We start from the raw sequence: 23,999 nt of genomic DNA, 5'->3' as shown, positions 1-23,999 counted from the left end.
TTTTGAGTATACAACTATAAATGATAAGTGAGGGAAATTTGTTTTATGGAAAATGTGAAAGTGTCAGTCATTGTACCCGTCTATAACGTAGAAACCTATTTAGAAGAGGCATTAATGAGTTTGAAAAACCAAACATTGAAAGAAATTGAATTCTTAATTATTAATGATGGCTCTACTGATAATAGTCAAAAAATTATTGAAGAAATTGCACAAGATGATCCACGTTTTCGCGTTTTCAATGTTAAAAATGGGGGAATTGGAAAAGCCTTTAACTTGGGTGTTTCAGAAGCAAAAGGTGAGTATATTGCTGAATTTGAAAGTGACGATTATGTAGCGTTGCATGCCTATGAGCGTTTATACAATACGGCTAAAAGTCATCATGCAGATGTTGTCCGTTGTAACTGGGTTGAATTTTCTTCTGAAGAAGAGGTTGAGCGAGATATATTATGGCAATATCCCGATAAATACAATCAATTGATTGACTTAAAAACGACGGATTTAATTGTACAAGTTTATCCATGGAATGCCATTTATAAAAAAAGTATGATTGAGAAAGAAAACGTAACTTGGGATGAGGAAATTAAAAGTTATGGGGACACTGGTCTATTTTGGAAAATCAATTCAGCATCTCAGAATGTTATTTTTATTAAAGATTGTTTGTATTTTTATAGACAAGACAACCCAAATTCGACAGTAAATAATGTGGCAACAAAGGTTCCTTTCTTGTTTCAACAATTTAAACTAATTCGTTCAAATTTAATTGAACAAAATAAATTTGAACGCTACAAAGGTTATTTTTATAAACAAATGTTCGAAAAATACTTTTGGGCGATTGAAAAACTAACACATTTACGTGACGAGTCGGTTTATGAAGTGATTCAAAAGGTAGCTGTAGATTTTAAACAAGCTATAGAAATAGACCAGCTGAATGATATCGATTTTGAATACATCAAACAATTTTATCAAATTGCGAATGATCCAGTAGCTTATTATGAGGACTACTTGAAAAATCTGTATAAAGTTAGTGTTGTCATGCCGATTCACAATGCTTCAAAATATTTAAGACAAACATTAGAAACTGTTTGTGAGCAGTCTTTACGTGAGATTGAAATCATTTTAGTAGAGAATGGCTCTACAGATAATACCATGGATATTATTAACGAATTTGCAGTAAAAGATCCGAGAATTACGGGGATTTCTATTGGCAAAAGTAATCCTGGACACGCAAGAAATGTGGGCATTTCGATAGCACGAGGACGGTATTTGCAATTTCTGGATGCAGATGATCATTTTGAAGCGAATTTATTACAAGACGCTTATTATCGTGCATATGATAGTGCAACAGATATTCTGTTATTTGGCATGAAAGAAAAGTTACCAAATGGAGAAGTGCACGTTGTTCACAATCCATTACTAACTAATGGTGGACGTATGTCTGGTGAAGAAATTTCATTGGATGAAGTAACTCCTTATTTATATGACAAATTATTTTTATTAGAATACATCAAAGAAAATAACTTGGTAAACTTAGAACAATTTGTTGGCGAGGATGCTTATTTCACTTATACAGCATTATTAGGTACCGAAAAAATTGTTGCACTAAACAAATATTTGCTGACACGAATCGTTAGACAAGATGGCTTGATGTCTACGTATGGAATGAATTATCGTGATGAGTTCAATTTACATGACAAAATGTTGGAGTACTTAAAACAACATGCTCCAAATCGAATTGAAGCATATCGGTTAAAAATTATTAATACATTAAACTGGTTTATTTTTGACATGAATCGTGTTGATCAAGCATTTAAAGAACGTTTCTATCAAGAATTAAAAGAGAAATACATCCAACAACTAGGGCTAGACTTAGTGAAAAAAGAAAAATATTCTAATGATCCAGAACAAGTAGAGCGTATCACACGAATCCAAAATATTTTACAATACAATCTAGAAATATATCAAAATATTTATAAAGATTTTGGGATGAAAAAAACCTTTATTATTCCGAATGTTCATATTCAAGAGCGTGGAGGTAAAGTAATTTTTGGACAAGAGAAAGCCCAGGGAAATGGGACGGCAATTGAAATGTTTTCAATTATTATTGCAGATAACGATACAAGCAATGCCAGCGGAGTAATTGATTTCGTTTATATGGGTGACAATACAAAAATAATTCATGATAGTTTATTAGTATCTTTATTAATTAAAAAAGAAGGTACTACTTTAAAATCGATTGTTTTACAAGCCGAGTGGGAAAAAGGCTATACCTTACTACAAGAAAATATGTATTATACTTTCGTAGACAATGTTTTTACAATTTGGGCGGGCTATACTCAAAAATATGCAGCATTTGATTACAATGTTCGAATTTTGACTTCTCGAGAAGGGGAAACACATTTTAGTGTCGTTCGACAAAACCAAGGCTATATCCAAGATACAATGACAAGTATTGGTAACGAATTAACACCTATCAATAAAATTGAAGGAAATGAACCTACAACAATTAAAAAAGCTGTATCAAAAAGTCTTAAAAAAGCAAAAGGGTTGTTGAAATAGAAAGATTTTAAAGGAGATTAAAAATGAACGATTTATGGAATTTTTTAGATAATCATCCTGAAGAGAAAGAATTGATAAAGGCAAAAGCATTACAAGGTTATACAGTTGATGGAATTTTAAATAATCAACTTAATTTTGTTGCTCTAGATACTCTGTCTATTGGTCTGGAAAAATTTGGAAATATTCATTATAGTATCCAAATCCCAGAATTTAATGAATTACTAAGTAAGAAGATGGTAGTACTTTTTGTTCCTGCGGATGGAGTGGGACACTCTGGCGCCAAAGAAAGATATTTTGGATTGAGACAATGGAATACCCTGTCTCAATCTGTTCGAAAAAATACCATCATTCTTAGAATAGCTGATGTTGGCTTTGTGTCAGGATCCTATTACACATTATTTGAGCAAGAAATTTTGGATTTAATTGAAGCAAAGAAAACAGAATTTGGACTGAAGCATCAAGATATAATCTTCTATGGAAACTCTAGAGGCGGAACGGGAGCGTTATTATTAGGTATTACAGGTAATTACAAAACAGTTAGTGTAGATCCAGTAATTGATCGAGAGCCTTGGGTAAACAGCGCGGATGGTAGAATAGATCGCCAGTTAATGTTTGATTTCGTAGAAATGGATTTTTCAAACCGAATAAAAGATAAGATGGAACAGTCAAACTATGAATTAGAAAACATTACGGTGATTGCTTCTGAAGCAAATAAAAAAATGTATGAGAAAATTTCCCCCTTATCTAATGGTTTTACCTTGAAAAAATTAGAATTAATGATTGATTCTGAAAATACAATTGGTATACACGGCCTTACGATAATGGAAAGTATTCATTTACAATTAGCGTTAATAAATAATTATTTATTTGATTAAGTAACAGAGAAAGTAGGAGCGGAAAAATGAAAAAAGCAGCAATTATGGGCTGGTGGTATAACCAAAATTATGGATCAATCTTAACATACTATGCTCTAAACAAATATGTACAGAATAAAGGGTACGAGACGGTTATGATTGATGGACCACTAGGTTATAAAAACAGAAGTAACTTTCGAGCATGGATGCCTTTAGCGTATAATTTTTTTAAGAAAAATAATATGCCCTATACTGAGCAATTAACAAAAGAAACGTTACCGACATTGAACGATTTAGAAAATCTAGATACCTTTATTTTAGGCTCTGATCAAATGTGGAATCCGTGGAATGGTTGGGTAGACGACGATGATTTCTTAGATTTTGTTTATCCTCGTAATAAAACAATTGCTTATTCTGTTTCATTAGGAAAAGCAGATACAAGTAAATATGATCCTAAATGGGTTGCAAACCGCAAAAAAGATATTACACAGTTTAATCATGTTTCTATGAGAGAAGATTTTTCTGTACAAATTATGAAAGATATTTTTCAAGAAGAAGTTATTCAGGCTTTGGATCCAACCTATCTTGTTGAAAGAAGTGAATATGATTCTTTAGCTGATCAAGCTACGTTTAAACGACAAGAATCAGGAGATTATATGGCTGTCTTTTTCTTGGATATTAACAAGGAAAAAGTTCGTGTAGCACTAGCGATCGCAGAAAAATTAGGACTGAAATTAGTGGTCTTGCCTAATCCTTTAAAAGGACGTGAACTAGCGAAAAAAACGTTTCCTAATACAGTAGAATATGTTTCTGAAGATACACCAGAAAATTTCTTATCTGTTTATCGAGAAGCAAAATATATTATTACTGATTCGTTTCATGGCACTGTTTTTGCGACTATTTTCCAAAAACCGTTTTCAATTTTTTATAATGAACAACGTGGAATTGACCGCTTTAATAGCTTGATGAACCTGTTTGAGCTTGGCGAAACTAGACGTGTCTATGAGCAAAACACAAAACAAGAAATTGAAGAAAATAAAAATATTAGTTTAGCACTTGACTATCAAAAGACCGCTGGAAAGATTGCTAGAGAAAAAGAGATTTCAGATAAGTGGTTAACCGATGCGTTGACAAGTAAATTTAGCCCAGATGAAGACGAAGTATATGATGAATTTAGACGATATATTATCAATAAACCTTTGGATTTTTATCGAGCTAAAACAACTGTTCCAATTTCCGCAGCAATTGTTTTATCGCCAAATGGTACGATAAAAAATTCCAACCCTAATGAAAGCTTTTGGAAGCTAACAGATAAAGAATTAATTTTTATGAATAATCATCGTGAAGTCACTACAAGATTTAATCGTGAAAAGTTTAAGGGAAAGGAAACGTTCAGTCCTTTTAGAATCGTCGGTAAATATGTGAAAGATGAAAAAATCGAACATGTTATGTATTTGCATCCGATACAAAAACCTAAGCCTAAACCGAAACAAGGCACAGAAAAAAAAGCATTAGCAATTCCAGAGAATCTTTTAACAAGAAAACAATTAATTATGAAAATTGTACAAAATGAGAGAATTCGTTCGTGGAAACAAGATCTTTTAGAAGAACTACCAGATTTGGAATTATTTGTAGGTCGTGAATTAAAAGAATATGCTTCGAATTTTGTTGGTGGTCCAGCAGACCTTTTAATTTTTCCAAAAGCGATAGAAGAAGTTGCTTTAATTGTAAAATATGCTAAAAATAATCAGATTCCTTTAACTGTTATCGGTAAAGGTTCAAATATTTTAGTCCGTGATGGTGGTATCCGTGGGATTACTTTAAATATGACTGCCTTGAATTATCGTAAAATTACGGGGAATGTTTTAACAGTTTCGGCAGGTGCAAGTTTAATTGAAACATCTTATTATCTACTAGAACACTTGAAATGCGGTTTAGAATGGGCAGATAATATTCCAGGAACCATTGGTGGCGCAGTTTATATGAATGCTGGGACAGTTAAGGATATTAATAGTATGTTTCTTGAAGCTACGATTGTAGATGAAAATGGAGAAATTAAAGTTTTAAATAAAGAAGATGTTCAATTTAGTCATCGCTATAGTTCATTTATGGATCATCCTGAGTGGATTATTCTAGAAACTAAATTACAGATTTCAGAAGGTAATTTAGAAAACATGGTAAATGACATGGTAGGAACTGTCGAAATTAGAGAAAGGATGCACCCACTAACACATCCAAATCATGGGTCAACTTTTACTTGGGGACGGGCGCCTCGATTAATTCAACAAGCTGGCTTAGTTGGTACTAGAATTGGCGGAGTAAAAGTATCTGAAAAACATCCAGGTTTCTTTATCAATGTTGAACAAGCCTCTGCTCAAGACTATGAAGCATTAATTTATTTAATTATTGCAAAAGTTTATGAATTTTCTGGATTTTTATTAAAACCAGAAGTGAGAATTTTAGGTGCAAATATGTGGGAAGCAAGTTTAACTTTTAAATAAACAGGGGAGTGTGTGACATGAAGAAAATAATCACAATAATTGTGTCTTTAGCAATTGGTATCGGTTGTGGTTTTTGGTCAGGATATTACATCAGTAAAAAATATTCAGAAAACCAAGAGACAACTATTTCCAAAAGTACTAACTCAGAACAACCTTTGATTACAAATGGAGAGTATCAAGTAACAGCTAATTGGGATTGGAAAACATTAGTTGTTAAAGATAATGTGTGGACATTGGATGGCAAACGTATTTATGATGTTTCGACTACAAATGATAATATTGTGATTTTAAAGGGAAAAAATTTGAAATCACTTGTAGTTTATAAAATAGAAAAAGATAACGAAAAAATCAACTTATATTCTTACACAAAAGAAGGCGTTGGGAAAAAAGTATTGGCTACTCTAGTGAAGAAATAAATAATGCATTTGGTGTTTGAAATAAATTGAAAGTAACTTTGTTAGGAGAAGTTAGTAAATGAAATACAATACGAAAAATTATGACTATTTAATTGTTGGTTCGGGACCTTTTGGGGCAACGTTTGCTTGTGAAGCAGCTAAACGAGGAAAAAAAGTATTAGTTATTGAGAAACGTGCTCATATTGGTGGCAATATGTATACACATAAAGAAAATGGGATCAATGTCCATGACTATGGTGCCCATATTTTTCATACTGACAATAAAGAAGTATGGTCTTATGTCAATCAATTGACGGAATTCAATGGCTACATCAATCAAGTAGTTGCTAATTACAAAGGGGAGCTCTACAACCTACCATTCAATATGAACACGTTCTACCAAATGTGGGGGGTAAAAACACCAGCTGAAGCACAAGCAAAAATTTCAGAGCAGCGGGAGGCAGCTGGAATTAAAGGCGCTCCAAAAAATTTAGAAGAACAAGCGATTCGTTTGATAGGAACGGATATCTATGAAAAATTAATTAAAGGCTATACAGAAAAACAGTGGGGACGTAAGGCTACGGAATTACCAAGTTTTATTATTCGCCGTTTGCCAACTCGTTTTACTTTTGATAATAATTACTTTAACCATCGCTATCAAGGCGTACCTGTCGACGGTTATACAGCTATGTTTGATAAATTGTTAGAGAGTGAATTAATTGATATTCAATTGAATAAAGACTTTTTGGCAGAAAAAGAAACTTACTTATCAGAGTTTCCAAAAATTGTTTATACAGGGATGATTGATGCATTCTTTGATTATTCTTATGGCGAATTAGAATATCGTTCAGTACGTTTTGAAAATGAAACAGTAGATTCAAACAATGCACAAGGCAATGCCGTAATTAATTACACAGATGCGGAAACCCCCTATACACGGATAATGGAATGGCGACATTTTGATCAACAGGCCGATGAAAACAAAACGATTTTGACGAAAGAATACCCACAAGATTGGGATCGTTCAAAAGAAGCCTATTATCCTGTTAATGATGAGAAAAATTCACTTTTGTTTAGAAAATACAAAGAAAAAGCAAACGCTCAAGAAAAAGTTATTTTTGGTGGACGTTTAGCCAATTATCAATACTATGATATGGACCAAGTTTTCGGAGCAGCTTTGAAAGCAGTCGCTAAAGAATTTGGTGAAATGGCCAACTAGTGAACGGTTAGACTCGGAGGAACAAATGGAAAAAGAACTGAAAGTTAGAACAAAATTACTTACCAAAGAATACAGTTTAGCGCAAACACGTATTGACAAATTGAAGACACTTTTTAGTATTTTTCAAAACAAAGTTCCCACATTTTGGGCGTTAAAAGGTGTTAGCCTCGACGTATATTCTGGAGAAACAATTGGTATTATTGGTTTAAATGGTTCAGGCAAATCCACTTTATCAAATATTATTTCAGGCATCACCCCTCAAACATCAGGAGAACTTGAAATAAATGGTGAAGTGTCAATTATTTCGATTGGTGCAGGACTAAATAATAATTTGACAGGACGAGAAAACATTCGAATGAAATGTTTAATGTTGGGAGAAAAAAATAAAGAAATTGATGCCAAAATCGATGATATTATTGAATTCTCAGAATTGGGTGTTTTTATCGATCAGCCTGTTAAAACTTATTCTAGCGGTATGCGTGCTAAGCTTGGTTTTTCAATTGCGGTTCATCAAAATCCAGATATTTTAGTGATCGATGAAGCGTTATCTGTAGGAGATCAAACCTTCTATAATAAAGGCTTAAAAAAAATGCTTGCATTTAAAGAGCAAGGCAAAACTATCTTTTTTGTCTCTCATTCTATTCAACAAGTAGAGCAAATTTGTGATCGTGTCGCTTGGATGCATTATGGGGACTTACGTGCATTTGGTGAAACTAAGCATATTTTAAAAGAATATCGTGCTTTCTTGCACCGTTATAATCATTTCACTGAACCGCAAAAAGAATCGTATCAGAGAGATGGCAAGGCCAAACAGAGAAATTTTTCTTTGGAACAACTTCAAGAAACAATTCTTGAAAAAGCCAATCAACAAGTAGGCAGTCGCCGGACGACTAAAGAAGTCATTAAATTTACTACTAAAAATAAAATTGGAGATAAAATGACTCTTGGTACGAAGAGCTTGTTAATTTTGCTACTTTGTATGATTTTTTATGTAAGTCTTACCTTTGTAAAAGGTATTTCATTAACAACAGCTTTCATTCATCCAGCGGAAACAATTCAACGTATATTTGTTCCTGAGAAAGTAGCAGGGAAGGATACAAACGCTGTGAAAACAACTAAAGCTAAACCAGCTTCAACAAAAGAATCTAGCCAGCAGGAAGAAGTTCAGTCTAGCTCAAAGAACGCATCAGAAAATAATAATAGCGAACAAGCTGTGTCAACGTATACTGTGGAAGTTGGAGATTCAGTCAGTTTGATTGCTGAAAATCACGGACTCACTATAGAACAACTTCAAACTTTGAATCCAGAAATTATTGAGGTACCTATTTATCCTGGACAAGTGTTGAAATTGAAAGAGGTGACTGAATAATGCGCGAGGTAAAATTAATTTTAGCGGAACAGTTTTCATACTTAGGCGTTGCACAACGAATTGCTAAATACAGTAATAAAGCATTATACCAAAGCCACATCTTAGGAAATTTATGGCAAATTTTAAGTCCTTTAATTCAATTAGGTGTCTATTATTTTGCTTTTGGGATTGCTCTTGGCGGTGCTCGAACCGTAAAAGGAGGAGTATCCTATATTGCTTGGTTAATGGTAGGATTGAGTACATGGATTTTTTTAAGTACAGTAACAAAACAAGCTTCTAGTTCTGTTTATATGCAAGTTGGTATGGTCTCTAGAATGAAGTTTCCGATAAGTATATTGCCAATGGTTAAAATATTTTCTGAGTTACCAAGTTATTTTGCATTCACTACGTTAGCAGCGATTGTGTCAATCTCGACAGGTGAAAAGATTTCTATTTATTGGATTCAGCTACCTTACTATATTGTAGCGATGATTATCTTTTTATATAGTTTTAGTCTGATTAATTCAACGATTGCTGCATTAATTAGGGATTATCAAATTTTCTTGAATTCTATTATCCAAGTATTAATGTATATGTCAGGGGTCTTTTGGGATTTGAGTACAAAGAATTTACCGTCTTGGTTATCAAAAATTCTTATGTTGAATCCTTACGCATATATTATTAATGGATTTCGAGATACATTTTTCTATAAAAGATGGTTTTTTGAAGATAAGCCCCAGCTTGTTGTTTTTTGGCTAACAACATTAGTAATATTTATCGTAGGAGCTCATTTACATGTTAAGTTCAGAAGTAAATTTGTTGATTATATGTAACATGTGAAGAAGTAAAACCACCGTATACTGACAAGAATACGGTGGTTTTACTCTTTAATTGACAATAGCCTTCTCTTTAAAGAGAAGGCTATCTAACGAATCAATATTATTATTTTAAAGTTGGATCAGACTATTTCTAGTATTCAAGTATTTTTCATTTAAGCGATGTATTCCCTACCTCTAATACATCCTTGTGTCTCTCTAGACACGCCAGTTTTGAATAAAATCATCAAAACAATTGAATGGTTCGTTTAAAAATATTTTTCGTGTTCTAATTATTATAACATAAAACTCGTCAACTGACCACTAGCTGACGAGTTCATAATTTTTCCAGATAAATAGACAGCCGTTTTCCGCCGACTGTCTAAGATTAAGATAGATTTGTAAAGAAGTGAATAAATGCTTCCTACTATCTCTTTATAACATGAGGAAAAGAAAACTGCAAAAGATAGCTGTGTTTTTTGAAAAAAAGATCAGCTGGTTTCCGCCAGCTGATCATCCGTTGAAAAGAGATATAAAGAAGTGAATAAAGCTTGCTTTACCTCTATTTTATACCATGTTTTGATTCAAATAACTATTCAGTATTAGTTATACTTAAATAATAAATATGTATACGGATGTATTGTTTTGAGGTATAGTCATAGAGAAAAGAGGGAACGTTTATGAAAAAATTTTGTTTAAGTTATAGCTCTGGTAAAGATTGTTTATTGGCGATGGATCGATTGGTACAAGCAGGAAATCAGCCAGTTGCGTTAGTGACAACATTAAGTGATGAAATTAATCGTTCTTGGTTTCACGGGATACCAATCTCCGTCTTAGAAGCAGCAGCCGAAGCGTTAGATTTACCACTTGTTATATCACATAACAATGAAACAAATTACACAGAAAAAGTGGTTGAGGCACTGCAGGAAACCAAAAAATTAGGTGCAGAAACGGTTTGTTTTGGCGATATAGATATTGAACAAAATGGTGCTTGGGATCGCCAAGTTGCATTAAGTGCTGGGCTTGAGCCACAATTACCTCTTTGGCAGGAGAATCGCGAAGCACTTGTGAAAGAATTCTTGGCAAAAGGGTACACAGCAATTATCAAAACGGTCAGCAAAGAGGCAGGTATTCCAATAAAATTTTTAGGAGAACCGTTAGATGAAACATTTATCACGTACCTTAAAGAGAATCAATTAGATATTTGCGGAGAAAACGGGGAGTACCATACGTTGGTAATTGACGGCCCGCTATTTAAAAAGAGGCTCAATTATTATACTTCAGGAATTTATGAAAGTCCTTATGCTTATTCCTTGATTATTGATGCTTAAATGAAAGTAAAAGGACACAAGCTGCCACTTTTTCTAGGGATATGCTATAATTAACTTAAGAAAAGTAGAGAAAGTGAGTGGTTAATTATGGAAGAAACTGTCTTTTTTAATTTAGGAAATGCCCTTGCTTCAAAAAGAGATCAAAAAGAATTAATTAAAGAAGCCCAAATTGCGAAAGATACTCGAAAGATTCCAGGAAAACTGATTATCGTTGAAGATGAAGAAAATGGTACCCATATTTTATTTGAATTAGCTGATCAAACAGAACCATCTGCTGAAACAAAAGAATTCAAAGTGAAAAAAGTGATTGATTAATAAAAAAGCAACGAATTTTTCTAAATTCGTTGCTTTTTTATATTTTTTTACACAAATGATACAAAAAGAATATCAAAATCAAATAAATGATTAGTATACTTGAAGAAACAAATAGGAAGCAAAGCAAACGTTTTGAGGTGTTCTTTCATGGAAAATCGAGGAATTTTATTTGATAAAGATGGTACGTGTATTCGTTTTGACACTCTTTGGCAAGCAGGTTTGCAAGCTTGTTTTGAAACACTAAGTATGTTAGCCCCTCATCATTCAGCAGAAATAAAAAAGATATTAACTATTCAGGAGCAACGTTTTTTGCAAAAACATTTACTTGATGAAGTCCTTTATCAGGAACTTTATCAGGAATTGGCGCAATTTGAGGAATTAGTCGAACAGGGAATCAGCAGTCGATGGCTGGAGCAATTTTTTTATGATTATTTACGAAAAAATCTGAAAAAGATCGAACCGATTGGTGATTTAAAACAGTTATTTCTTGAGCTGAAACGGAAGAACTATAAAATTGGATTAGCAACTTCAGATACTTTGCCAGCGACTATGTTGATTATGGAATATCTTGGTTTAACAGAAATGTTTGATTTTATTGCGACAGGAGATCGTTACTTACCGAAACCAGATGCGGACATGCTCCAAGCCTTTTGTCAGTCATGTCAATTGAAGGCGACAGAAGTAATTATGGTAGGTGATTCGCTCGTGGATGTTTTTATGGGAACGTGTCATGGCAAAGCAGGAATTGGTGTTTTAACCGGCAACTGCCAGTCAACTGATTTTGAAAAGTTTGAAGTAGCCTATTTCCGTGATATCCATGAAATACCTTATCAAGAATTATGGGAAAATACCAAGAAGAAAAAAATCTATTATTTTTGATATATGTATTGTGAAAAACGTTTCTTTTATTCGAGTATCTAAGCAAGCATACTAGTGTATTTCAATAAAATACCATGATGTTCATAGGTTTTATAATTTCAGCTCACAGATTTTTGTTCAATAAGAAAAAAATTACAACTAAAATAGAAAACGAGCGTGGGACAAAAATCACTTTGGATTTTTGTCCCACGCTCAAAAACTGATAAACGGCGGGAACAGAAGCAACACTTTCGGAAATAAGCCGAAAGTGACTTTCTCACACAAGTGTTCGGGATATCTTAATCCTTACCTACGTGGTGCTCGGAGTTAAACACTTCTGTCCTGACTTCGTTGTTAATATTTTACAATGACAAGTTTTTCTTATTTTAATCCTGAACTTGATTTAGAAATTGCACTTCCATTAGAAAAAGAAACAGTAACAGTAGCACCTAAATCACCATCTAAGTTTTTCATCCAGATTAAAGTATCATTTTTTTCACCATTGATATTTGTAGAAGTAATCCCTGTTGGGTCTCCTAAATCTTTTCTAGCTTGTTCTTCAGAATATGAACCATCAGTAGCAATGTTATTTACTTGGTCTGCAGTAACTTTATCATGTTTTGCAACCTTCAAGCCACTTACAGATTTGCTCGCTGCTTTGCCATCAGAGAATGAAACAGTAATAGATGCAAGAAGATCACCACCCTTGACATTTGTCCAAGATAGAGTAGTGGTAGAGATGCCTTGGATATCTGTTGTAGAAGAAGAGGCTGGTTCACCTAAAATTGCTTTTACTTCATCTTCTGTAGAACCGCCTTCGCTGCTGTTCATAATATCACCGACATTAATTTTATCGTAAGTTGCTTTTAAATCAGAGTTATCTTTCGATTTATCTTCTGATTTCTTTTCAGAGCTTTCTTTTTTTGTATCATTTTTTGAACTATTCGTAGCTTTTGAAGAAGAGGCTTCTGTTTTCACTTCTTTGGTATCATTGCTTGCTTTTTTATCCTCTTTGCCAAGACCACTACCAGCAATCCCCAGTACAATAACTACTACAACCCAAAACCAAATTTTCTTATAAAATGGTTTTTTTACTTTTCCTTCATTTGAATCATTTTTTTTCATTTTCACTTTCCCTCCCATAGTTTAGTTAATGATTTGTAGCGCTTACTAAATAGTTGAAAACAATCCCCAATTAAATAACTTTGGACTACAAATCACTTAGTTTAAATGAAAATAAGTATACCGCCATGTGTAAAAATAACACACCACAGTATACTTATTTTATCATTATTTCATAAAAATAACACCATTATTTTTATGAAATAATTAAAAAAGATAAAAAATCTAAAAACTTCGACCGCCGCCACCGAATGTGCCGCCGCCAGTTGAGTGGGTGGTGCTACCACCACCGCCCATTCCGCCACTGCCGCCATTGTTTTTAGGAATACGACGCGTAGTGATGAAAGAGTTGGTTAACTGATCTGTGCGGGAGGTTAAGTTTAAAGTTGTTTTTTCCCTAAAGGGATATTGATAACTTGAAAATTTTAATTGATATTTAGAAATATTAATGCCTAAGAAGACCAAACTGAGTATCAGAGCAGCAGCAAAAGCAATTACCATTTCCAGCGGGGTAATGACTTTATAACGAGTGATTTTACCTGTTGCGCTGTCCACACGATAGTGCCCCCCAGGAACCCCTTTATTAACAAATGCTTGAGTTTCCTGAACAAAGGTTTGAGCAGCCGCGAAATAATTTCCTTGACTCATCCCATCCATTACTTTATCTAAGGTGTCATTAATTCGTGCATCCGTCATATAATCAATCATGTTTCCAGAAGTAGAGATGTAGACTTTCCGTAAGTCCATATCAATGAGAAAAAGAATCGCATTTTGGTCCTTGCCAACTTTATTTAAAAGATAATGATCTGCATATTCTTGTTCATCGCCATAGGTATTATTATTTGTGGTCACAATAAAGACAGAGGCTTTTGTTTTTTCTTCTAAAGGTTGTATCTCTTGCTTTAGTTGGTTGATTTGATCAGGTGTCAGTAATTGTGCGCCATCATCAATTGAATTTTCAGCCGCCGAAACGGGTAGGGCAAGGCCAAAGGTAAGAAGTATTAGGAAAAAAATAGGTAAAAGTCGTTTTTTCATATGAAATAACCTCCTAATAAAAAGAGTGCTAAGAGTCCAGCGAAAATGCCTAACGTTGCTAGCCCTAAACGAGTGTAACTAATTGGAAGCACACCGCTTACTTTACCTGTTTGTCCATTCATGGCATAATAATAAACTTTTTTTGATTGTTCCTGACTGCGATAGGTGACTAACCAAATTGGCAAAAGCATATAGTGATTATTTTCTTGGTTTAGAGAAATATCCGTGCGAACATTTGTCAACGTAGTATAACCAGAAGCAGAGTCCCGTAACAATGATTCCGAATAATCTTGTAATTCTTGTTGGACGTGTTTTTTGATTGCTTCATATTCAATATCGCGTTTTTCTGCTTGGAAACCTGCTAGGTATTGGCTTTTGAAAGGCACCGCTTGATCAATTAAAAATGGTTGAACGCCTTCCACCATTTTTTGTTGGACGTTTTTTGACAAGGCATTTTTAACTAATTCTTTAAACGATAATTTTCCTGAACGTCCCACATTGAAACGTTTTGTTTCGGTGTATTCAATATCACCTACGCGCCAAATGCGAATACTTGTGCCAGTAGCTTGCAGTTGTCCGTCGACTTCTGCATCAACGACCCAATAGGGGAAGTAAACCCCAGTTAATTTATCGATTTGATTTTTGCTGAAAAAATCTCGAGGAATGAACCATTTTTTCTTGGTCCAAGCGAGAAATTTTTCAATCGCTTCGTCTTTTTCAATTGTAAAGGGTAAGACGTTTTCTGGTAAAAATTCGCCACTTAATCGACCAGCCAAGACAACTGGATTATGGCAATAATAACAGTATGTGGCAGCCGTTGTTGCATCGGTGACAATTTGAGCGCCACAGCTTGGACAATTAAAAATTTCCATTGTGCCTGCATCTGCAGTTGTTTCATTCTCAGTGGTCTCTGTTTGTTGCGTAGCGGAGGATTCTTCTTCCGCTGTGAAAGTCAAATTTTCCTCGGCAGTCGTTGTTGAGGGATTCTCTAAATGCGCCTCATGTTGCTGTTGCTCATAACGAGTCACTTCTTCTTCCGTGTAAATATTTAAACAATATTCACAATGAAATTTTTGATCTTTGGGATTAAATAAGAGCGGGCCGCCACAGTTGGGGCATTTATGGGTAAATGTTGTTTCCATTGCAACCGTCCTTTCTAATAGAGTGAGTAAATAACAGGAATCTGATTCAAAGAAAAAGGGTAGACTTGTGCCTGCCCCTTTTCTTTAATTGTTCACTACTTGCTTATAAAGGAACCCCTTGGAATGGTTTACCACAATGTGGACAGAACTTAGGAATACCATTACTTAAGTCAACAATTTCGCTACATTCACTACATTTCATTTCTAATTTTGGTTTCTCGTTTGTTGGTTTTGGTGTACCACAGTTTGAACAAAACTTCCCAGTGTTTTCAGTCCCACATTGTGGGCAAGTCCAAGTGTCTGTAGCCCCTTGTGCGTTTTGCTGGTTTTGTTTTTCTTGCATTTGTTGTTGGTTTGTTTGAGACGCTTGCGCAAAGTAGTTGCCATTCGCATTCATGCCCATACCAACGCCCATAAAGCCGCTCATAGCGCCACCTTCATTTTTACCAGCAGCCTCCATACCACGAGCCAAGGAACCTTGAACATAGCCTTCGCGAACACCTGGATCGCTGAGCATAGCACCTTCATTTCGCATGTTGATTAATTTAGTTGAATCATCTGTATAAGAAATGCTCGCAACTGCTACAGAAACAATTTCCATACCGCGATTGGTGCGCCAATCCTCATCAAGCGCAGTTTGCATATATTTGCTTAATTCAACACTTTTTGAGGGAACATAAGAAATACGTTGCCCATCAGCAGACATTTGATTGATTGCTGCTTGCAATGCTGTAATGAACTCTGCCAAATATTGTTCATTAATATCATTAATATCTACTTGCGTTTGATTTTTAGGAATCGCATTAGTGTAAAATAGCAAAGGATCTGTAATTTTAATTGAGTAATTTCCGTGTGCACGTAAGAAAAGTTCGGCATTATAAAAATTATCAAAATAGTTTAATGGCGCAGGTGTTCCAAATTTAATGCCTTTAATTTCTTGCAAGTTAATATAAAAAACTTGTTGTTTTTGTGGAGTTACGCCACCAAATTTGAAACGACTGAAGGTCTCTGCAATCGCATCTTTTAAAGAACCGTTAAACATTGAAGGCGCAGAATCATTTTTGACTGTATAATAGCCCTCTTCAGCAGTGTAATCGATGATTTTGCCACCATCGACAAGAAGCATCATCATGTTGGGATAGACATGTACAACAGAACCATCTGTTAAAACATCGTCCGTTCCTTTACGATTAGAACCACGTTTATCATCTTTACGTACAAAAACACCTTTTGTCATGACGGTTGTGTCCCCCATATTATCAGGTTCAATAACCTCTAGCCATTGATCGGCCAAGCCACCGCCAACTGAACTTGTTGCTGCTTTAATAAGTCCCATGTTCATTCCTCCTAATAAAAAAACTAATTGTTAAAGCTAGTATACCACACAATGAATGCAGAGAAATCCAACGAAAGCCTGATGAAATGGAAAAAATTGATCAAACTTTATTAAGAAATTAAAAAAAGTATAGGTGAAACACAAGCATTTTAAAAAAAGTTACGTATAATAGAAGAAAAGACATATTATATAGTTAGGGGATTATTGAATGGAACGAAGCAATCGTAATAAAAAATCTTCAAAAAAACCACTTATTCTTGGTGTTTCTGCCTTGGTTCTAATCGCTGCTGCCGGTGGCGGGTATTATGCTTATAGTCAATGGCAAGCCAAACAAGAATTAGCCGAAGCGAAGAAAACAGCTACTACATTTTTAAACGTATTGTCAAAACAGGAATTTGATAAGTTACCGTCCGTTGTTCAAGAAGCTAGCTTAAAGAAAAATGGCTATGATACTAAATCTGTTGTTGAAAAATACCAAGCAATTTATTCAGGGATTCAAGCAGAAGGAGTCAAAGCTAGTGATGTTCAAGTAAAAAAGGCGAAAGACAATCAATACACATTTACCTATAAATTATCGATGAGTACCCCTTTAGGCGAAATGAAAGATTTGTCTTATCAATCAAGTATCGCCAAAAAAGGCGATACCTACCAAATCGCTTGGAAGCCGTCTTTAATTTTTCCAGATATGTCAGGAAATGATAAAATTTCGATTCAAGTAGATAATGCCAAACGTGGAGAAATTGTCGATCGTAATGGTAGTGGGCTAGCAATTAACAAAGTGTTTGATGAAGTGGGCGTAGTGCCTGGCAAACTCGGTTCTGGCGCAGAAAAAACAGCCAATATCAAAGCTTTTAGTGATAAATTCGGCGTTTCTGTTGATGAAATCAATCAAAAGTTAAGCCAAGGATGGGTCCAAGCAGACTCCTTTGTACCAATCACAGTCGCTTCTGAACCAGTGACAGAATTACCAACAGGGGCTGCGACAAAAGATACAGAGTCACGTTATTATCCGCTGGGGGAAGCAGCTGCGCAATTAATCGGGTATACGGGCACCATTACTGCAGAAGATATTGAAAAAAATCCAGAGTTAAGTAGTACGGGCGTAATTGGTAAAACTGGTTTAGAACGAGCGTTTGATAAAGAATTAAGAGGGCAAGATGGTGGCTCACTAGTTATTTTAGATGACAAAGAGAATGTCAAAAAAGCTTTACAAACCAAAGAGAAAAAAGATGGTCAAACGATTAAATTAACGATTGACAGTGGCGTACAACAACAAGCCTTCGCTATATTTGACAAACGTCCTGGTAGTGCGGTCATTACCGATCCTCAAAAAGGCGATTTATTAGCAACGGTTAGTTCACCTTCGTATGATCCTAATAAAATGGCCAATGGTATTTCTCAAAAAGAATATGATGCTTACAATAACAACAAAGATTTACCATTCACAGCACGTTTTGCGACAGGCTATGCACCAGGCTCTACCTTTAAAACAATTACCGGTGCCATTGGTTTAGATGCAGGGACATTGAAGCCAGATGAAGAGCTAGAAATTAATGGTTTGAAATGGCAAAAAGATAAATCTTGGGGCGGCTATTTTGCGACACGTGTAAAAGAAGCAAGTCCAGTCAATCTGCGTACCGCTTTAGTTAATTCAGATAATATTTATTTTGCCCAACAAACATTACGGATGGGAGAAGACAAATTTAGAGCGGGTCTTAATAAATTCATTTTCGGTGAGGAACTAGATTTACCAATTGCCATGACGCCTGCTCAAATTTCAAATGAAGATAAATTTAATTCTGAAATTCTTTTAGCAGATACGGGCTACGGTCAAGGTCAATTGTTAATTTCGCCAATCCAGCAAGCTACCATGTATAGTGTTTTCCAAAATAATGGAACATTAGTCTATCCAAAACTAGTTTTAGACAAAGAAACGAAGAAAAAAGACAATGTAATCAGCGCCAACGCAGCGAATACAATTGCCACAGATCTTTTAGGTAGTGTGGAAGATCCTTCAGGTTATGTTTATAATATGTACAATCCGAACTTCTCATTGGCTGCTAAAACAGGAACAGCTGAAATAAAAGATAAACAAGATACAGATGGCAAAGAAAACAGTTTCCTTCTAACGTTAGATCGTAGTAACAATAAATTCTTAACAATGATTATGGTTGAAAATTCAGGAGAAAATGGTTCTGCAACAGATATCAGTAAACCATTAATTGATTACTTAGAAGCAACCATTAAATAAAAAGAGAAAATGAACGAAACGAGGTTTCTGTAAAAAGAAACCTCGTTTTCCCTTTTTAGAAAAAGGAAAGTGTGCTACAATGAAGCGACTAAATTGTAGAAGGAAAGGGATTCGTGTGCGAATTTTAGCAATAGATACATCTAACCAAACATTGAGTATTGCTGTGTGTGAAAATCAAAAAATTCTGGGAAGTTATACAGCAACGGTTAAAAGAAATCATAGCTTAACATTAATGCCGGCAATTGACTATTTGATGAGTCAATTGAACTTGGCGCCAACGGCAATTGATCGTTTTGTCGTAGCAGAAGGACCTGGATCATACACTGGCTTACGTTTAGGCGTGACGACTGCCAAAACATTGGCCTATACTTTAAAGAAAGAGCTAGTAGGCATTTCCAGTCTACAAACGTTAGCTGCCAATTGTGTTGGACAAACCGGTTTAATTGTGCCTCTTTTTGATGCGCGTCGTAAAAACGTCTATGCTGGTGCTTATCGGTTTGTCAATGGCGTGTGGCAAAATGAGTTACCGGACCAACATATTTCCCTGCGGGAGTTATTAGAACAACTAAAAAATGAACCAAATCTTTTTTTTGTTGGTGAAGATGTTGAAAAATTCACTGAAGAAATAGCTCAAATCATTCCTCATGGAGAAATTTGTGATGTCCCGCAATGGCAAATTCCTAATGCTACAGTTTTGGCTGCGTTAGGTAGTGTGGCTGAACCTGTTGAAAATGTTCATGGGTTCTTACCTGCGTATTTGAAAAAAGTAGAAGCGGAAGAAAATTGGTTGAAGACACACACGCCTAATGGAGAAAGCTATGTGGAAAAACTTTAATTTTGTGACAAAATACTTTACAAAAAGACGGCAACGGTATATAACTAAAACCATTGCAATGAACCAGCAAGAATTTCAATTGCGTGAAATCACCTACCAAGATATTAAGGATTTACTAGCAATTGAACGTGAAGTTTATGCTGGGGAACTTCCTTGGACGATGTCTGCTTTCATGGCAGAACTTGGCTCAAAAGCGCCGCATCTCTATTTGTTAGCGGCAATTAACGGGAAAACAGTTGGCTTTATTGGCTGTCGGATTCAAGGAACGGATGCACACATTACGAATGTCGCTGTCCATACAGCATACCAAGGCTTAGGTTTAGGTCGTTCTTTAATAGAAGAAACGCGAATTTTTGCCAAGAAAAATCGTTGTGAAACCTTATCGCTAGAAGTACGAATGAGTAATGTTAAAGCCCAACGTTTGTATCGAAAAATTGGCTTTGTCTCACAAACGGTGAAAAAAGGCTATTATGACGAAAATAATGAAGACGCACTAGAAATGATAATTGATTTAAAAGAAGAGTGAAGAAAAAATGTTAGTAACAAAAAAAGAAATATCTGTAGCAAATATTGGTGAAGAATTATGGCGTTTTAGTAATTCTTCTTATACAACTGGCTCCCCTTGGACAGAAACACAATTTGCGGAAGATTTTGCTCAGGAAAATAGCGAATATCTTTTTTTAGTTGAAAATGGCCAGTGGTTAGGTTATATTGCCTATCATTTTATTTTAGATGAAGCAGAAATTAGTCACGTTGTTGTGAATGGTCAGAAACAACACCAAGGAATTGGTTGTCAATTAATGAAAGCTTTTAAAGAATATGTTAAAAGTCGTAACATTACACAAATTTTCTTAGAGGTCAGAGAATCGAATACATTAGCTCAAAAACTTTATGAGAAAACAGGTTTTCGGAAAGTAGCTGTTCGAAAAAATTATTATAAAGAACCGCAAGAAAATGCCTTTGTAATGTGTGCGAAATTAAGGAAGGAAGCCCAATGACAATTTTTACAAAAGAACGTAAATTATTATTAGCTGTGGAAAGTAGCTGTGATGAAACAAGTGTGGCTGTCATTGAAGATGGCGACAAAATTCTTTCCAATATCGTAGCTTCGCAAATTAAGAGCCATCAACGTTTTGGTGGAGTCGTTCCGGAAGTTGCGAGTCGTCATCATGTCGAACAAGTGACAATCTGTATTGAAGAAGCATTAACAGAAGCAAAAGTCACACCAGAAGAACTCAGTGGCGTTGCTGTGACCTATGGGCCTGGGTTAGTCGGTGCTTTATTAATAGGACTTTCTGCAGCAAAAGCATTTGCTTGGGCGCACCAATTACCACTTATTCCAGTCAATCATATGGCTGGGCACATTTATGCTGCCCGTTTTGTGGCACCGCTCGAATTTCCATTGATGGCCTTACTCGTTAGTGGAGGACATACGGAATTGGTCTACATGAAAGAAGATGGCTCTTTCAAAATTGTTGGTGAAACACGTGATGATGCAGCTGGTGAAGCGTATGATAAAGTCGGACGTGTGTTAGGGTTGCCTTATCCTAGTGGCAAAGAGATTGATGCTTTGGCCCATGAAGGCACAGATACCTACCAATTTCCACGGGCGATGCTAAAAGAGGATAACTATGACTTTAGCTTTAGTGGTTTGAAAAGTGCGTTTATTAACACGGTTCATAATGCAGAGCAACGTGGTGAAGTACTGTCTACAAAGGATTTAGCCGCAAGTTTTCAGGCGAGTGTGGTGGAAGTATTGGTGACTAAAACCATTCGTGCTTGTCAAGAATATCCTGTTAAGCAATTGCTAATTGCTGGGGGAGTTGCTGCGAATCAAGGATTACGAGAAGCAATGAGACATGCAATCAGTGAACAATTACCAGCAGTAACATTACTTATTCCGCCATTAAAACTTTGTGGGGATAACGCGGCGATGATTGGCGCTGCTGCTTTTATCGAAGCTGAAAAGAATCACTTCGCTTCGTATAACTTAAATGCAGAACCTGGCGTTAGTTTTATGACAATTAGTGAAGAAGGCTAGCCAGCTAGACAAAAATTTGCTATAATGAAGCCAGTTTAACAATGACATTCGATGATAAAGAGAGTACTTATTTCAACGTCAGCTTAGCGATCTTGGGAAGGTGGGAGCCAAGAGTGATCGGAATGAGGAAGCGCACTTTTAGAATTCTGCTGAAAGCAGACGGCAATCACCGTTATCGATGAAGCAGGTCTATCCAAGTAGTATAGACAATTAGAGTGGTACCGCGGGTAAATTCTCGTCTCTGACAAAACAAATCATTTTGTTTTGTCAGAGACGTTTTTGTTTTTTATACTTACAAATTAATCAGGAGGGTTCTTATGAACAACAAAGAAATCGTAGCAAAAGCGTTACATGATGTTTTAAATGAAGAATTAACGATGGATCAAATCGAACAATTATTGGAAAATCCTAAATCTGTCGATCATGGAGATGTGGCTTTTCCAGCCTTTTCATTAGCTAAAATTTATCGTAAAGCACCACAACAAATTGCAGCAGAATTAGCAGAAAAAATTGATGGCACAAATTTTGAAAAAATTGAAGTGGTGGGACCTTATTTAAACTTCTTCATGAATAAAGAAGCAGTCAGTCAAGCTGTCATTGGCGAAGTAGTCAAAGAAAAAAATAACTACGGAAACAGTACCTTTGGCAATAATGGCAATGTTCCTATTGATATGTCTTCACCAAACATTGCTAAACCAATTTCTATGGGGCACTTACGTTCTACGGTAATCGGGAATTCAATTGCCTTTATTTTAGAAAAAATTGGGTATCAGCCAATTCGGATTAACCACTTAGGTGACTGGGGTACACAGTTTGGTAAGTTAATTGTAGCTTATAAAAAATGGGGTTCTGAAGAAGCAGTCCGCCAACAACCAATTAATGAATTATTGCGCTTATATGTGCAATTTCATGAAGAAGCAGAAGAAAAACCAGAATTAGAAGACGAAGCACGTGCTTGGTTTAAAAAATTAGAAGAAGGAGACCAAGAAGCTAATGAATTATGGAAATGGTTCCGTAGCGAGTCTCTAAAAGAATTTGATAAAATCTATTCCATGTTAGAAGTTGAATTTGATTCATACAATGGCGAAGCCTTTTATAATGATAAAATGGATGAAATTGTTACTTTATTAGAAGAAAAACATTTATTAACAGAAAATCAAGGTGCAGAAATTGTTGATTTGACAGAATATAATTTAAATCCAGCACTTATTCGTAAATCAGATGGTGCGACGTTATATATCACACGGGATTTAGCTGCTGCGCTTTACCGTAAACGGACGTATGATTTTGCCAAATCACTTTATGTAGTCGGCAACGAACAAAGCAATCACTTCAAACAATTAAAAGCAGTCTTGAAAGAACTAGGATTTGAATGGTCAGATGATATGGAACACATTCCGTTTGGTTTAATTACTCAAGGCGGTAAAAAATTATCCACACGTAAAGGGAAAATCGTTTTATTAGAAGAAGTATTGAATGAAGCTGTTACTTTAGCAGGAAATCAAATTAACGAGAAAAACCCAGACTTAGCAAATCGTGAAGAAGTGGCGAAACAAGTAGGTGTAGGTGCAGTTATTTTCCATGACCTTAAAAATGATCGTCTAAATAATTTCGATTTTGTATTAGATGAAGTTGTTCGTTTTGAAGGCGAAACTGGGCCATATGTTCAATATACACATGCTCGTGCGATGAGTATTTTACGTAAAGCAAACTTTACACCAGACGCTACACAACGTTATGCACTAAATGACAAGGATAGCTGGGAAGTCGTGAAGTTGTTACAAAAATTCCCTGAAACTGTGATGCAAGCTGCTGAAAAATATGAACCATCTGTTATTGCGAAACATAGCATTCATTTAGCACAAGCGTTCAATAAATATTATGCCCATGTTCGGATTTTGGATGAAGATGCTCAAAAAGAGGCACGCTTAGCGTTAGTTTATGCAGTAGCTACTGTTCTAAAAGAAGATTTACGTTTACTAGGGTTACATGCACCAGAAGAAATGTAGAAGTTTTTGTGAAAATTTTACTGCGTTGAACGCTAA

The 23,999-nt window shown here is 35.3% G+C and carries 20 protein-coding genes and 1 other annotated feature; of the genes, 16 read left to right on the top strand and 4 right to left on the bottom strand.

What is annotated here, in order from left to right; genetic code table 11:
• Nucleotides 1–45: 45 nt before the first annotated feature.
• The 10 genes from IGL37_RS09920 (at nucleotide 46) to IGL37_RS09875 (ending at nucleotide 12,213) form a co-directional block, all read left to right on the top strand.
• A complete protein-coding gene (locus IGL37_RS09920; protein WP_033917859.1) occupies nucleotides 46–2,556 on the top strand; it encodes a glycosyltransferase family 2 protein in 2,511 nt (836 codons plus the stop codon).
• A 23-nt stretch (nucleotides 2,557–2,579) separates the two neighbouring features.
• Nucleotides 2,580–3,431, top strand: coding sequence for a casular polysaccharide biosynthesis protein CpsF (gene cpsF / locus IGL37_RS09915; protein WP_033917860.1), 852 nt, complete (start codon nucleotides 2,580–2,582; stop codon nucleotides 3,429–3,431).
• A gap of 26 nt (nucleotides 3,432–3,457) precedes the next feature.
• Nucleotides 3,458–5,911 (top strand): UDP-N-acetylmuramate dehydrogenase, encoded by a 2,454-nt coding sequence (gene murB / locus IGL37_RS09910; protein ID WP_052133298.1) that lies wholly within the window; start codon nucleotides 3,458–3,460, stop codon nucleotides 5,909–5,911.
• A 17-nt stretch (nucleotides 5,912–5,928) separates the two neighbouring features.
• Nucleotides 5,929–6,327 (top strand): lipoprotein CpsH, encoded by a 399-nt coding sequence (gene cpsH, locus IGL37_RS09905; protein WP_002387128.1) that lies wholly within the window; start codon nucleotides 5,929–5,931, stop codon nucleotides 6,325–6,327.
• A 58-nt stretch (nucleotides 6,328–6,385) separates the two neighbouring features.
• Entirely contained in the window at nucleotides 6,386–7,525 is a 1,140-nt protein-coding gene (glf, locus tag IGL37_RS09900; RefSeq protein WP_002359687.1) for a UDP-galactopyranose mutase, read from the top strand.
• Entirely contained in the window at nucleotides 7,509–8,894 is a 1,386-nt protein-coding gene (locus tag IGL37_RS09895) for an ATP-binding cassette domain-containing protein (protein WP_016627370.1), read from the top strand. Before glf ends, IGL37_RS09895 begins: the two co-directional genes overlap by 17 nt.
• Complete coding sequence (locus IGL37_RS09890; RefSeq protein ID WP_002362627.1) at nucleotides 8,894–9,706, top strand: ABC transporter permease; 813 nt, start codon at nucleotides 8,894–8,896, stop codon at nucleotides 9,704–9,706. The genes IGL37_RS09895 and IGL37_RS09890 overlap by 1 nt, the downstream gene beginning before the upstream one ends.
• Before the next feature lie 662 nt (nucleotides 9,707–10,368).
• On the top strand, nucleotides 10,369–11,019 hold the full coding sequence (locus IGL37_RS09885) for a diphthine--ammonia ligase (protein ID WP_010818461.1): 651 nt from the start codon (nucleotides 10,369–10,371) through the stop codon (nucleotides 11,017–11,019).
• An 87-nt stretch (nucleotides 11,020–11,106) separates the two neighbouring features.
• Nucleotides 11,107–11,334, top strand: a complete 228-nt coding sequence (locus tag IGL37_RS09880; RefSeq protein WP_002362220.1) for a hypothetical protein — start codon at nucleotides 11,107–11,109, stop codon at nucleotides 11,332–11,334.
• Nucleotides 11,335–11,481: 147 nt separating this feature from the next.
• Nucleotides 11,482–12,213 carry an HAD family hydrolase gene (locus tag IGL37_RS09875; protein WP_002380615.1) on the top strand — a complete coding sequence of 244 codons (732 nt, stop codon included), beginning with the start codon at nucleotides 11,482–11,484 and terminating at the stop codon, nucleotides 12,211–12,213.
• Nucleotides 12,214–12,573: 360 nt separating this feature from the next.
• Here the strand turns inward: IGL37_RS09875 and IGL37_RS09870 are convergent, their stop codons facing one another.
• From IGL37_RS09870 to IGL37_RS09855, 4 genes are all read right to left on the bottom strand, one after another.
• Nucleotides 12,574–13,317 (bottom strand): DUF3862 domain-containing protein, encoded by a 744-nt coding sequence (locus IGL37_RS09870; protein ID WP_002379690.1) that lies wholly within the window; start codon nucleotides 13,315–13,317, stop codon nucleotides 12,574–12,576.
• Nucleotides 13,318–13,539: 222 nt separating this feature from the next.
• Entirely contained in the window at nucleotides 13,540–14,349 is an 810-nt protein-coding gene (locus IGL37_RS09865) for a TPM domain-containing protein (protein WP_002362631.1), read from the bottom strand.
• Nucleotides 14,346–15,491, bottom strand: coding sequence for a hypothetical protein (locus IGL37_RS09860; RefSeq protein WP_033917861.1), 1,146 nt, complete (start codon nucleotides 15,489–15,491; stop codon nucleotides 14,346–14,348). The genes IGL37_RS09865 and IGL37_RS09860 overlap by 4 nt, the downstream gene beginning before the upstream one ends.
• A 103-nt stretch (nucleotides 15,492–15,594) precedes the next feature.
• Nucleotides 15,595–16,827: an SPFH domain-containing protein gene (locus IGL37_RS09855; protein WP_002356656.1), complete on the bottom strand. Its 1,233-nt coding sequence runs from the start codon at nucleotides 16,825–16,827 to the stop codon at nucleotides 15,595–15,597.
• Nucleotides 16,828–17,035: 208 nt separating this feature from the next.
• Between IGL37_RS09855 and IGL37_RS09850 the strand changes: the two genes are divergently transcribed.
• From IGL37_RS09850 to argS, 6 genes are all read left to right on the top strand, one after another.
• On the top strand, nucleotides 17,036–19,078 hold the full coding sequence (locus IGL37_RS09850) for a penicillin-binding transpeptidase domain-containing protein (protein ID WP_002356658.1): 2,043 nt from the start codon (nucleotides 17,036–17,038) through the stop codon (nucleotides 19,076–19,078).
• 115 nt (nucleotides 19,079–19,193) lie between these two features.
• Nucleotides 19,194–19,913, top strand: coding sequence for a tRNA (adenosine(37)-N6)-threonylcarbamoyltransferase complex dimerization subunit type 1 TsaB (gene tsaB / locus IGL37_RS09845; RefSeq protein ID WP_033917862.1), 720 nt, complete (start codon nucleotides 19,194–19,196; stop codon nucleotides 19,911–19,913).
• Complete coding sequence (rimI, locus tag IGL37_RS09840) at nucleotides 19,885–20,439, top strand: ribosomal protein S18-alanine N-acetyltransferase (RefSeq protein ID WP_002387121.1); 555 nt, start codon at nucleotides 19,885–19,887, stop codon at nucleotides 20,437–20,439. Before tsaB ends, rimI (IGL37_RS09840) begins: the two co-directional genes overlap by 29 nt.
• Nucleotides 20,440–20,446: 7 nt before the next feature.
• Nucleotides 20,447–20,911, top strand: coding sequence for a ribosomal protein S18-alanine N-acetyltransferase (gene rimI, locus IGL37_RS09835; protein WP_002356662.1), 465 nt, complete (start codon nucleotides 20,447–20,449; stop codon nucleotides 20,909–20,911).
• Nucleotides 20,908–21,954: a tRNA (adenosine(37)-N6)-threonylcarbamoyltransferase complex transferase subunit TsaD gene (gene tsaD, locus IGL37_RS09830; protein WP_002372207.1), complete on the top strand. Its 1,047-nt coding sequence runs from the start codon at nucleotides 20,908–20,910 to the stop codon at nucleotides 21,952–21,954. Before rimI (IGL37_RS09835) ends, tsaD begins: the two co-directional genes overlap by 4 nt.
• Before the next feature lie 42 nt (nucleotides 21,955–21,996).
• Nucleotides 21,997–22,200 (top strand) — a binding site (T-box leader).
• A gap of 71 nt (nucleotides 22,201–22,271) precedes the next feature.
• A complete protein-coding gene (argS, locus tag IGL37_RS09825; RefSeq protein WP_002372206.1) occupies nucleotides 22,272–23,963 on the top strand; it encodes an arginine--tRNA ligase in 1,692 nt (563 codons plus the stop codon).
• Nucleotides 23,964–23,999: the final 36 nt, after the last annotated feature.

Origin of the sequence: Enterococcus sp. AZ119 (genome assembly GCF_050546175.1) — a bacterium.
GTDB classification, from domain to species: domain Bacteria; phylum Bacillota; class Bacilli; order Lactobacillales; family Enterococcaceae; genus Enterococcus; species Enterococcus faecalis.
The sequence above is the reverse complement of the archived record's forward strand: the minus strand, read 5'-3'. Positions and strand labels throughout refer to the sequence as shown.